The 12,344-nt window shown below is 37.5% G+C and carries 13 protein-coding genes; 5 read left to right on the top strand and 8 right to left on the bottom strand.

Translation table 11 applies throughout. The annotated features are described in order from the left end of the window. Positions 1 to 97: 97 nt before the first annotated feature. The 4 genes from A0J48_RS12700 to A0J48_RS26960 form a co-directional block, all read right to left on the bottom strand. On the bottom strand, positions 98 to 265 hold the full coding sequence (locus A0J48_RS12700; protein WP_234300889.1) for a hypothetical protein: 168 nt from the start codon (positions 263 to 265) through the stop codon (positions 98 to 100). A 12-nt stretch (positions 266 to 277) separates the two neighbouring features. Next, positions 278 to 499 (bottom strand): type II toxin-antitoxin system HicB family antitoxin, encoded by a 222-nt coding sequence (locus A0J48_RS26965; protein ID WP_234300888.1) that lies wholly within the window; start codon positions 497 to 499, stop codon positions 278 to 280. Between the two features lie 41 nt (positions 500 to 540). Next, on the bottom strand, positions 541 to 753 hold the full coding sequence (locus A0J48_RS12695; RefSeq protein ID WP_200323562.1) for a type II toxin-antitoxin system HicA family toxin: 213 nt from the start codon (positions 751 to 753) through the stop codon (positions 541 to 543). 171 nt (positions 754 to 924) lie between these two features. Beyond that, positions 925 to 1,071, bottom strand: a complete 147-nt coding sequence (locus tag A0J48_RS26960) for an element excision factor XisH family protein (RefSeq protein WP_325078796.1) — start codon at positions 1,069 to 1,071, stop codon at positions 925 to 927. A 101-nt stretch (positions 1,072 to 1,172) separates the two neighbouring features. On the opposite strand from A0J48_RS26960, the gene A0J48_RS12685 reads away from it, so the two are divergent. Together A0J48_RS12685 and dcm are read left to right on the top strand one after the other, a co-directional pair. After that, a complete protein-coding gene (locus A0J48_RS12685; protein ID WP_200323561.1) occupies positions 1,173 to 2,447 on the top strand; it encodes a hypothetical protein in 1,275 nt (424 codons plus the stop codon). Continuing rightward, a complete protein-coding gene (gene dcm, locus A0J48_RS12680) occupies positions 2,416 to 3,543 on the top strand; it encodes a DNA (cytosine-5-)-methyltransferase (RefSeq protein WP_200323560.1) in 1,128 nt (375 codons plus the stop codon). Before A0J48_RS12685 ends, dcm begins: the two co-directional genes overlap by 32 nt. Before the next feature lie 67 nt (positions 3,544 to 3,610). Here the strand turns inward: dcm and ahcY are convergent, their stop codons facing one another. Next, complete coding sequence (ahcY, locus tag A0J48_RS12675; RefSeq protein ID WP_200323559.1) at positions 3,611 to 4,885, bottom strand: adenosylhomocysteinase; 1,275 nt, start codon at positions 4,883 to 4,885, stop codon at positions 3,611 to 3,613. A gap of 432 nt (positions 4,886 to 5,317) precedes the next feature. Here ahcY and A0J48_RS12670 point away from each other — a divergent pair, with 432 nt between their 5' ends. Further along, positions 5,318 to 6,904 carry a mechanosensitive ion channel family protein gene (locus A0J48_RS12670; protein WP_200323557.1) on the top strand — a complete coding sequence of 529 codons (1,587 nt, stop codon included), beginning with the start codon at positions 5,318 to 5,320 and terminating at the stop codon, positions 6,902 to 6,904. A gap of 4 nt (positions 6,905 to 6,908) precedes the next feature. Here the strand turns inward: A0J48_RS12670 and A0J48_RS12665 are convergent, their stop codons facing one another. Further along, positions 6,909 to 7,241: a hypothetical protein gene (locus A0J48_RS12665; RefSeq protein WP_200323555.1), complete on the bottom strand. Its 333-nt coding sequence runs from the start codon at positions 7,239 to 7,241 to the stop codon at positions 6,909 to 6,911. 170 nt (positions 7,242 to 7,411) lie between these two features. Next, positions 7,412 to 8,326, bottom strand: a complete 915-nt coding sequence (locus A0J48_RS12660) for a metal ABC transporter substrate-binding protein (protein ID WP_200323601.1) — start codon at positions 8,324 to 8,326, stop codon at positions 7,412 to 7,414. Between the two features lie 425 nt (positions 8,327 to 8,751). Between A0J48_RS12660 and A0J48_RS12655 the strand changes: the two genes are divergently transcribed. Both A0J48_RS12655 and A0J48_RS12650 read left to right on the top strand, forming a co-directional pair. Next, positions 8,752 to 9,579 carry a metal ABC transporter ATP-binding protein gene (locus A0J48_RS12655; protein WP_200323553.1) on the top strand — a complete coding sequence of 276 codons (828 nt, stop codon included), beginning with the start codon at positions 8,752 to 8,754 and terminating at the stop codon, positions 9,577 to 9,579. Between the two features lie 79 nt (positions 9,580 to 9,658). Then, positions 9,659 to 10,522, top strand: a complete 864-nt coding sequence (locus A0J48_RS12650; RefSeq protein ID WP_200323551.1) for a metal ABC transporter permease — start codon at positions 9,659 to 9,661, stop codon at positions 10,520 to 10,522. Between the two features lie 120 nt (positions 10,523 to 10,642). Here A0J48_RS12650 and A0J48_RS12645 read toward each other — a convergent pair whose 3' ends face one another. Next, a complete protein-coding gene (locus A0J48_RS12645) occupies positions 10,643 to 12,286 on the bottom strand; it encodes an acetolactate synthase large subunit (protein WP_200323549.1) in 1,644 nt (547 codons plus the stop codon). Positions 12,287 to 12,344: the final 58 nt, after the last annotated feature.

Here is a 12,344-nt window from a genome sequence, read left to right as displayed (position 1 = left end):
GCTACTTGGTGAAGATAGCTAGTGAGGTTTTTCTGGATTTCATCAATGGTTATGGTTAACATGAGATGATTCTGTAGGAATGTCAATGATAATTAATTTATGATTCATCAGATAATAATTGTTCCAATATTTCTTCTGTAAGTCCTTTAGCTTGAGCATTTTTACCAATTCTATCGAAAACAGTTAGTAAATCTTCCTTTGCTTCGTCTTTTGCATATTTAGAGATAATATCTTTTACTATCTCTTGATAATTTAATCTTTCCATAAGACTATAAAGTTATGAAGCTATTTGATAAATTACAGGTTTATATCTTGGTTCGGGAATGGGTTTACCTTCTATTTTAGCAGCTTCTAACCAAGCAGCTCTAGCTTTCAAACCTTCTTCATGTGCTTCTTCTTCAGTTAAACCAAATCCTGAACAATATTTTAAATCAGAAATATCATCACTATACACTTCATCTTCTTGATTGTAGAAAATATTAATGTGATAGTGTTTCATTATTCATTCTCCATAGTTAAGGAATATTTTTCAATTAATATTCAAAATTGCCGAATTTGATAAGGAATAGCTTTACTATTGCGATTTTGTAAGTTAATAAGTTCGGGGATAGTTGGATGTGTAAAAATGTGATGACTACCGTTGATACGTGATAGGAAAAAACCAAAGTCTTCAACTAATGTCACTAAATCATCCAATTGAAGATTTTTAGATCCTGAAAGAACTTTATCCAGTAATTTACGCTTTTTTGACATTACTTTATTTTATCATTGTTTTACATTAAATTCTATCCTAATCTCATTCATTATTCTTTACCTAGTAATAATTCTTAGGTTGGGTTAAGCAAAGCGCAACCCAACGCAATAACATTATCAAGATGTTGGGTTATGCCTACGGCACGCTACGCGAACGTTCCTCAACCCAACCTACATAACTTGACGAATAGCGAAATATAAGCGGCGTTCAGATTCTAAGTATGAGAGAATGTCGTAATATAAGATATATTGCCCTAAAGCGTTTTCTAGGTCTGTGACGGGAGAAGCACCTATAAAGCTTTTAATTTTAACTGCTATTTTTTTTAAAATTTAAGAATGAGAATTATGAAATAGTATTCAGAAAGGTAAAAATATGAATATTGATTATATAATTATGTAGCTAGTTTATTTGAATACCAATGCAAAATAATCAGGATGAATCTGTTAAGGTTGATGAAATAGCCAACCTTATAGCAAGAGTTAAACCTCTAGAAGTCTATCCTCACGAAGAAGCATTAGCAACAATTCTTATTCAGCAAGCTCTCGATAATGCAAAACTAACTTCTACTGCACCTGGACTATCACTAGCAGCTGCATTTGATTTAATTGTAGCTGCTGAATACTATGGAAAACTCGCTAATAAAGGATGGCTTTACTGTCCAAATGATAATTCTTCTCTTTTGATTTATCCATACACTAATGCTTGTCCAAGATGTATTTTGCAAGGAAGGTTTTCTTTTCATCATGCAAATAAACCCCCATCTGGAACAATTGGCAAATCAACAAGTCGCTTATTGTGTGTATTTTTAAAGCACTTATTTGAAATAAATTCCCAAGATTTAAAAATCTATCATGGTATTGAACCTATTGATGTCATAATTTATGATGAAAAAGAGAATATAGTTTTACTATCCGAAGTAAAGGCTGCTCCACTTACTACTTTACCTTTAGCAGTACCTGTTGAAATACAAACTGAATTGGGAGAGGAAGGTGAATTATTATCTCGTTCACATTCATCTACAGATAATTCTTTTCTTAGTTCATCTAATTTACATATTATTCTTCCTCAATTGGAAGATCAGGTATATAAATACGAACTTATAAATTTAGGAATTAGAGGAGATAATAATTCCTCAGTATGGATATATGAGCAAATGGGAGCAGCTTTTAATAAAGATAAGCAACTGTTTTATCGTTATTTCCAGTTTTGGAGTATTGCTTATTCTGCATATAATAAAGCTGCTAGGGGTAAGGGAAATTTACCAGAATCTGTTTATTGGTTAACCAATGCTTGTGGGCAACCTATTCCTAGACCTGTAAATTGGCCTCAAAGAAAAAGTGGTGAAGGGTATGAATCTATTTCTGATAGTAAATCTAGTGTGGGGATGGATAGAACTGATGATATTAAAAAAGGAATTTATCAAGTTTTAAAAATTGCTGCTTCGGAAAAGCCGAAGCATAGTAAAATAACAGTGAAAACTGCTCTGCTGTCTAATATTCATGCTGTACGGCACTATAATGATTATTTGCTTGAACTTCAAGATATTGTATGGACAATAGATGAAACAAGACAAGCAAAAACAGTCGCCGATTTACCACCAGAAAAAGAAATTTTTAATCTCTTTGATGGTATAATAACCTTTACAGAAAGTCATATAAGAGATGAATGGATTAACCAAAAGTTTAGATTTTAATATTTCCTTGGAGTTGATTTCAAATCACATTGCTAGACGAGTAGGAGTGGATGTCCAAAAAAGAATTAATGCTCTGAAAATAGGCCAAAAAATGCAAGATTTACCTGAAGAACTGTGGCACGAAAGTTTTAAATTCTATGTAAAACATGATCCTAACCGACAAGGTGGACCAAATTTAAGAATGATTCGTCTTGATCCTGAAAAACCTTCATTAACAGTTACAGGTTATATTTTTAATAAGTTTGTTCATCCCTATCAAGATAGATTTATTACTGTACGTGAAGCGGCTCGTTTACAAGGATTACCTGATGATTTAAAGTTGCAGGGAACTTTAACAAGTAGTCAGCTTCAAGTTGGTAATGCTGTTCCAGTTCCACTTGCTAAAGCTGTATTTCAACAATTAGTTAAACAAGCTAATTTATTAGGATTTGAAAATAGTTCTCTCAAAGCACTTAGTTTATTTAGTGGTGCGGGGGGTATGGATCTTGGTGCTGATATAGCAGGGATAAAAACTAAAGTAGCTGTTGATAATTGGGGTGATGCTTGTGCAACTTTAAAGGGTTATTTTGGCGATCGCATTCAAGTTATAGAACAAGATATTTCTCATATTACAGATCCGTTAAGTTTTTGGCAAAATGTTTCTGGTGAAATTAATAAACCTGATATTATATTTGGTGGTCCTCCTTGTCAGGCGTTTAGTCAAGCTGGTAAACAAAGAGGTTTGCAAGATCAAAGTGGTGGTATGATTTATGAGTTTTTAAGGTTTATTGAATGTTTACAACCTGCTTTTTTCGTGATGGAAAATGTTTCTAATTTGAAGGGTTTAGGAGGTGGAATACTGTACGAAGAAATTTGGGGAAATATGATTAATTTAGGTTATAATGTTTCATCTGGTGTTCTTTTAGCGGCTGATTTTGGGACCCCTCAATTAAGAAAGAGATTGTTTTTTATTGGTTGTAGAAAAGATATTGGTAGTATTGATTTACCGTTACCTACTCATAGTCCTAATTTTCAATTATTTGGATTATTACCTTATGTAACTGTAGGAGAGGCATTTGCTAATTTACCAACAGCAGAATTTAGTCGTTGTAGATAATATAAGTGAAACAAAAAAAGGGGATAAGCCCAAAAGCCTATCCCCAAAAAATCAACTAATTAATGACTTACGTTCCAGAAGTCCAAGAATTGATATATTCAATTTGATCTGCTGTCAAACTATCAATGAAAATGCCCATAGCTTGCAACTTCAAACGAGCAATTTCTTCATCAACTTCTCTAGGAATAGAGTGCAAACCAGGAGTTAACTTACCCTTATTCTTCACCAGGTATTCAACAGCTAATGCTTGGTTAGCAAAACTCATATCCATAACTGCGCTGGGGTGTCCTTCAGCAGCAGCCAAATTAATCAAACGTCCTTGTCCGAGTACGACTACGGATTTACCATTTGTCAATTTATACTCTTCAGTGAAAGGACGGACATCCTTGATTTCCTTAGCATTAGCGGCCAAGTATTTCAAATCAAGTTCCAAATCAAAGTGACCAGAGTTACAAACGATCGCACCGTCTTTCATCACATCGAAGTGTTCACCGCGAACGACGTGCTTGTTACCTGTGACAGTAATGAAGATATCACCGTGAGGCGCTGCTTCCGCCATTGGTAGCACGCGGAAACCATCCATAACGGCTTCAATAGCCTTGATGTGGTCAATTTCGGTAACGATGACGTTTGCACCCATCCCACGGGCGCGGAGGGCTGTTCCCTTACCACACCAGCCATAACCGACAACCACAACAGTTTTACCAGCTAACAAAATATTTGTAGCGCGGATAATCCCATCTAAGGTAGATTGACCAGTACCATAGCGGTTATCAAAGAAGTGCTTGGTGTCTGCGTCGTTGACGTTCATCGCGGGGAAGGTGAGAACGCCTTCTTTAAACATGGCGCGTAACCGCACGATACCAGTTGTGGTTTCTTCGGTGCTACCAATTAAATCTGCAATTTGGTGTTGACGATGTTGAACTAATTCTGCTACCACGTCGCTACCGTCATCAACAATGATGTTGGGGCGATGATCTAATGCGATTTGCACGTGGCGGTTATAAGTGGCGGCATCTTCGCCTTTTTGAGCAAATACGGAAATTCCATGATCGGCTACAAGACTTGCAGCTACGTCATCTTGAGTTGATAAGGGGTTACTAGCAATTAAAACTGCATCAGCACCACCAGCTTTAAGAGCGATCGCTAAATGTGCTGTTTCTGTGGTCACGTGGGCGCAAGCAGCAAGGCGTAAACCAGCGAAGGGCTTTTCTTTCTCAAAGCGATCGCGGATTTGCTTCAATACGGGCATTTCTCTTCCAGCCCATTCAATGCGTTGTCTTCCCAAGGGAGCGAGGGCGAGGTCTTTAACCTCGTGCTTTAAGGGAGCAGTTACGGTCATGAAAATTATCCTCTAAAAAATGAAACAGGTTTATAAACCTTTACGTACTTTAACAAGAATTTCTTACAAGTGGCAAATTTTCGCTGTAATTGCCGAATCTGGCAGTATGTAACAGAAAAAAGGCGCGAATTTACCCATCACAATTTTTATGCAAGTTGTCATTTTTTCCCAATCTCTGTTATTAGTATTGAGAACAACTTAACTGTTCATGACTATCAACGTAGTTTATCTATCTCAAGATAGAAATAAGAGGAATTAAAGGCGGATTTTACCAAAGATAGATAATATTGCCCATAAGTTGACAATTACTCGATGAGTACCCAGTGATCAAATTGAGTAACCATTTCTTCATCGTACAAGCTCCTGGATTTATTGATATGGTCAATCCAAAATCCAAAATCCAAAATCTAAAATCTAGAAGGAGGTGTTTTAGTGCGCTTTCAAATTTTGGCGATTGCAGGTTCAATGGTAATATCTATTGCACCTATATTTAAAACTCAAGCCCAGATTCCTTTTTTAGATCACTTACAAACTCCCAAAAGTTTGAGTAATGAAGCAGATACAAAAATGATATCTGGCTGGATTTATTTAGATGGTCGCCGTTTATTCTCGATAGCTGCATCAAAAAATAATTTTAGCCAGAGGTTACAAAACGTTCAGCAAAATCTCCAGGAAATTACCCAAAGTTACCTAGAATCATCAACCGCAGAAGTTAAAGTCACAATTCGTTCATTAAATGGATTACCAGTAATTTATGTCAACGACCAATACCTGATGACCATCACTTATGAAGATGCTGGACAGGTAAACCCGATGACATTGGCTAATCAAGTCAGCGATATTTTGCAAAATAATCTCAAAACAGCAAAACAAGAACGAAAAACCAGATTTTTAGTCCAACAAAGTGCGATCGCATCTGCCAGTATTCTCGCCATGATTTTGCTGAGTTGGAGTATGAAGCATTGGCAAAAGCGGTTAAAAGAAAAAGTTGCCCAATCACTACCATCTTTATCCACATCCCAAGCAATTACCACCCAACTCAATCAACAGCAACATCAACATCTGCAAGAAGTTCAAACAAGATTATTTCAATTAGGACAAGCAGGAATTTGGGGAAGTGGCAGTTTTATTATTCTAGGACTTTTTCCCTTTACGCGATCGCTACAACTAGCAATTCTCACTGTTGCCCAAATTCCTGTTAAATTAGCGATTGTGGCATTAGGAACTTATGTAGCTGTCCGCTTTAGTTATGCGGTAATTGACCATTTTACTTCTACTATTGTTAGTGGTGGGGCGCTACTCACTCCTGAATCTTCCGAACGCTTACAACTGCGAGTATCTACATTCTCTGGCGTAACAAAAAGTATTGCCACAATTATTTGGGTAGGAACTGGTATCTTACTGGCTTTAATATCCTTGGGAATAGATATTATTCCTCTTTTAGCAGGTGCTGGTTTAGTCGGTGTAGCGGTATCCTTAGCATCTCAAAACTTAATTAAAGATGCAATTAACGGCTTCTTAATTATTCTCGAAGACCAGTACGCCTTGGGTGATGTTATTAATGTGGGAACTGTAGGAGGTTTAGTAGAAAATCTCAATCTGCGGATGACTCAAATTAGAGATTCAGAAGGACGTTTAATTACAATTCCCAACAGTGAAATTAAAATTGTCGCTAATCTTTCCAGTCGTTGGTCACGGGCAGATTTAACGATTCCTGTTTCCTACCAAGCAGATGTAACCGAGGCTTTACAGTTAATTGAAAACGTGACTTTGGAAATGAATCAAGAACCACAATGGCAAAAACAAATTATCGAAAAACCTACTGTTTTGGGAGTTGAGAATTTTAGCGATCGCGGGATGATGATTCGGGTTTGGATTAAGACACAACCCCTCAAACAGTGGGAAGTAGCACGAGAATATCGTCGTCGGTTAAAAATTGCCTTAGATAAAGCAGGAATTTCCATTCCCGTACCTCAACAAACAATTTTGATTAATCATCATCAATTGTTGAATTCTTAGAGAATTACCACCAAATACGATTTCCGTCTTCATCGACTCGTGCTTGACGAATCACATCAGAAATTTCTTCTGCATCTTTAACATGGTGGAGGGCTTTTTTCTCTCCATCAGGAGTATCCACTATAAAGTAAGTGGGAACTGTAATATGTTCACCAGTAATATCAGGTACATCTACAGCAACTTGTTGCGCTTTTTCTTCTATTGTTTGTGGTTCGTCAGAGATTCTATCTCCTGGGTTCGCTGTTAAATTCCTTTCTTTAACATTTGGTCTTTCTTTAGAAGAATTATCAGGACTTACTGGTTGATGAATTTGGTTATCTTGATCATTATCAGTCATGGTTCAAAAATCCAATGGTTAGGTTCTATGAATTAGTCGTAGTTCTTGTATCTCTATATCAATCTAGACAATCGAAAATGTAACTAGTTCTTTCGCAAGAGAGAGTTTAAAAATGAAATGTAATCATTCAGCGTATGTTACCCTAGAAAGCTGATGGCTGATAATGAAATTTACTTCTTCAAGACAAACGGCGTATATTTACCACCCAAAGCTTCAACAATAGTGCGGGTGTTAGCTTCCATCATTTTGATATATGTATCACCATTGCTTCCCTTTGCACCAATAGAATCAGAATAAAGTTGATTTTTAGCCAGTTTTACCCCTGCATCTTCAGCAACAGTTGTAATTAAAGCCGGATTAATCGTAGTTTCCGCAAAAATAGCAGGTACACCCATTTTCTTAACTGCATCTACTAATTTACTTACCGTTTGGGCGCTTGGTTGTTCTTCAGTGCTAATCCCAATCAAAGTTCCCGCAATTTCCAGCCCATAAGTATTGCCATAATATTGAAAAGCATCATGGGTAGTAATCAGTTTTCGTTTTTCTGGTGGAATCGTTTGAATTTGTTGCTTAATCCAGCTATTCAATTGTTGTAATTCTTCAGTCAGTTCATCTGCTTGTTGAGTAAATTTTGCTTTGTCTTCTGGTGATAACTCAATCAATGCTTCTTTAATGGCCTGTACCATAGAGATAACATTTTCCACACTCCCCCAAACGTGAGGATCGGGGACAATTTCCCCTTTGCTTTTTTCTAACTTTAAAGGTTTGACAACTTCCCCCACTGCTAACTTCTTCGCTTTTCCACCAGCAGCATTCATTAACTTAATAATTCCCGGTTCCAAGTTATAACCGTTATATAAAATTAAATCTGCTGTTTCCAAAACTCGACTATCTCCAGGTACTGGTTCATAAACATGAGGATCTGCACCAGGCTTCAGGATACCAGTGACATTAACTTCATCTCCAGCCACCTCCTCGGCTAAATCAGCAATTATAGTGCTAGTTGCTACAACCTTTGGCTTACCATTTTTCGGTGCTTGAGACTCTGACGGAGTACAACCGAATAACACCAAAGGTAACAACATTCCCAGACAAAACTGATACCAGTTTAGATTTGGGATTTTAGATTTGGGATTGATACCGTTTCTTTGTGAGGCTGCGCCGAATTTTGTAACCTGGTCTTTTCCTCCTCTGTGTTCTCTGTGTCTCTGTGGTTCGTTCCTTTCTAAATTTGGCGCATCTTTATACAGAATTGGTATGAAAATCTCAGGAATTAGGCAAAATATCTCTGAAACCTTCTTACCGTTGTATCCTTTGCGGTTCATTCCTTCATAACTTGTGCGTAAGTCCTGAATCTCCTTCTTTGTCAGACTGATACACAACCGTAGACTGTTACCCTTAATTCCATGTATTAGTTTCATTTATCTCGCAGATTAATTCTAATTATAGATTTTTTCATATTTCTCTCATTTTTATAGTAAGCTCAAAGAATGATTATTTAACTACGGTTATGCAAAATATTTCTTTTTACCAAAAATTTAGCCCCTTACGGAGACAAGTAGAACAGACACCTACACAAGCCAGAAAATCTACTGATATGAATTCCACTACACCCATTAACATCTCCCATTTAGGAGTACACTACCGCACCCAGGAAGCATTGCGGGATGTTAACTGCATTATTAAACCAGGAAAACTGACAGGGATTTTTGGCCCCAATGGTGCTGGTAAAAGTACCCTAATGAAAGCCATCCTCGGATTAGTGCCTATCAGCAGAGGTCAAGTTTTATACAAAAACAAACCTTTAATGCAGCAACTAGACCAAGTAGCTTATGTACCCCAACGTAGTCAAATTGACTGGAACTATCCAGCCACAGTATGGGATGTAGTGATGATGGGGCGTGTAAAAAAAACAGGGTGGTTGCGTAGTTTTTCCACAGTTAGCCGCCAAGTAGCCAAAGAAGCCTTAGAAAGAGTAGGGATGAAAGAATTTTACAACCGTCCCATTGGTGAACTTTCTGGAGGACAACAACAACGAGTATTTTTAGCCCGTGCTTTAACCCAACAAGCAGAAATCTTGTGTTTTGACGAACCATTTGTAGGAATAGATCAAAAAACCCAAACCATAATTTTTGATATTTTCCACGAACTAACAACAGAGAACAAAATCGTCCTCGTAGTTAATCATGACTTAGGAGAATCCATTGCCCATTTTGATGATTTAATCTTACTAAATTGCGACTTAATCGCCACAGGTTCACGCCAACAAGTCCTCACAGAAGAAAACCTCAATCTTGCTTACAGCGGAAAAGTAATGTACTTCTCCGATGCAGCATAATAATTATCTTCCTCTCTTCCTTTCTTCTTCTTACTCTCCTCCTTCGTGTACTTCGTGCCTTCGTGGTTCATTTTCATTCATGCTTAACACACTAATAGAACCGTTGCAATATGGCTTCATGCAACGTTCCTTAATCATCGCTATTTTAGTAGGCTTATTGTGTGCGGTAGTTGGTAGCTACCTGATGGTACAACGCCTAGCATTACTAGGAGATGCTATTAGCCATTCCGTATTACCAGGATTAGCGATCGCCTTCATGATTGGTGCTAATATTTTTGTCGGGGCATTTATCGCCGGGATTTTAAGTACAATGGCTATAGCATTTATTAAAACCCGTTCCCCCATCAAAGAAGATGCAGCAATGGGAATAGTATTTTCAGCCTTTTTTGCCCTTGGTGTCACCCTGATTACTGTCATTCAAAAAAGTAATAAAATCGATCTCAATCACTTTCTGTTTGGTAACATTCTTGGTGTAACTGTTGATGAAGTGCGAGACACAACCATCATTGCCGCAATTGTATTAATAGTTGTTTTTTTACTATACAAAGAACTTTTATTTTACACCTTTGATCCATTAGGCGCACAAGCCGCAGGTTTACCAATCAATCGCCTCAACTTTGGGTTAATGTTGTTAATTGCATTAACAATAGTTGCCAGTATGAAAGCTGTAGGCGTAATTTTGGTCTTATCACTTTTAATTACCCCTGGTGCAACAGCTTATTTATTAGTCAAACGCTTGCATGAAGTAATGATTTTAGGTGCAGTAATTGGGGTGATTTCTAGTATTAGCGGAATGTATCTCAGTTATTTTTATAATTTACCTTCTGGTCCAGCAATTGTATTAGTAGTGTCTGGTTTATTTATATTAGCTTTGTTGTTTAGTCCTCGACATGGAATTTTTGCATCTCATCAAATCAAGAATAGGGAAAGGGTCAAAGGGTAATTGGTGATGCAATTTTGGATTTTGGATTTTGGATTTTGGATTATTTTGAGTAACTGCAATCTAAAATCTAAAATTTTCTTCCCCATTCCCTATTCCCTATTCCTTGTCCCCTATTCCCTTTTAAATGTCACAACTTAACTCACCTGCTTTTTGACTAAAGCGGCGGTTTTCTCGATAATCTACACGACAATCTATGACCGCAGGGACATCTTGAATTAGTGCTTCTTTGAGGACAGGAATTAAATCCGTTGCTGATTCAACTCGATAACCTTTTAATCCCATACTTTCCGCTAATTTGACAAAATCAGGATTACCGAAATGCACAAAAGATGAATTACCTTTACCAAATTGATTTTCTTGTTTCCACTCAATTAAACCATAGCCACCATCATTAAAAATTAAAGTGACAAAAGGTGTACCCACACGCAAAGCGGTTTCTAATTCTTGACAATTCATCATAAAGCCACCATCGCCGGTCGCTGCCACAACTTTACGATCTGGATTAACAAGTTTAGCAGCTAAAGCACCAGGAATCGCAATTCCCATTGCTGCAAAACCATTAGAAATAATGCAAGTATTAGGACTATGACAATGATAGTGTCTAGCAATCCACATTTTATGTGCGCCGACATCAGAAATGACAATATCATCTGGACCCATCACTTGCCGCAAATCATAAATCAATTTTTGTGGTTTAATCGGAAAGGCATCATCATTCGCATATTGTTCGTAATCAGCGCGAATATTAGAACGTAAACTAATCGCGTAAGGATTGGGTTTACCTTGTCTGTCTGCTAATTTTAAAATTTCATTAACGGAATCAGAAATATCTCCCACAACTTCCACTTTGGGAATGTAACTGCTATCAATTTCTGCTGAAGAGGCGGCAATATGCACAATAGGAATCTTACCATGAGGATTCCATTTTTTGGGAGAAAATTCGATTAAATCATAACCAATGGCAATGACTAAATCGGTATTATCAAAACCACAAGTAATAAAATCTCTTTGTTGTAATCCCACAGACCAAAGTGCTAAAGGATGAGTGTAGGGAATTACGCCCTTACCCATAAAAGTATTAGCAACAGGAATATTCATTTGGGTAGCAAATTGCGTCACTGCATCACTACCTTGGGCGCGAATTGCCCCGTTACCAACTAAAATGATAGGGTTAACTGCTTGAGAAATGGCAGCCGCAGCGGCGCGAATACTAGCAAATGAAGCATAGGTTTTTTCACTATTACCCTTATGTAAAGGTTTCCCTTCTACGGGCATAGCGGCAATATTTTCGGGTAAATCTATGTGAACTGCACCGGGTTTTTCAGTTTGCGATCGCTTGAAGGCTTTCCTAACTACTTCTGGTGTAATACTCGGTCTAACTATCTGTTTATTCCACTTTGTTACCGGGGCAAACATCGCCACCAAATCTAAATATTGATGGGATTCAATATGCATTCTATCTGTTCCCACCTGTCCAGTAATTGCTACTAAAGGCGCACCATCTAAGTTAGCATCAGCCACCCCAGTCATTAAATTAGTAGCACCAGGTCCAAGAGTAGAAAGACAAACTCCCGCTTTACCAGTTAACCTGCCATAAACATCCGCCATAAAAGCCGCACCCTGTTCATGACGAGTGGTAATAAATTGAATGGAGGATTTTTTTAAAGCTTCTAAAACGTGCAAATTTTCTTCACCAGGAAGTCCAAAAACATATTGCACTCCTTCATTTTCCAAACACTGTACCAATAATTCAGCCGTATTCATTTTATGTCCTCAAAAGTAAGAATAAGGGTGTAGGGGTGTAGGGGTGTAGGGGTGTAGG

Origin of the sequence: Sphaerospermopsis aphanizomenoides BCCUSP55, from assembly GCF_001586785.1 — a bacterium.
GTDB classification, from domain to species: domain Bacteria; phylum Cyanobacteriota; class Cyanobacteriia; order Cyanobacteriales; family Nostocaceae; genus Sphaerospermopsis_A; species Sphaerospermopsis_A aphanizomenoides_A.
Note: the sequence above shows the minus strand (reverse complement) of the source record. Positions and strands in the feature narration are given on the sequence as shown.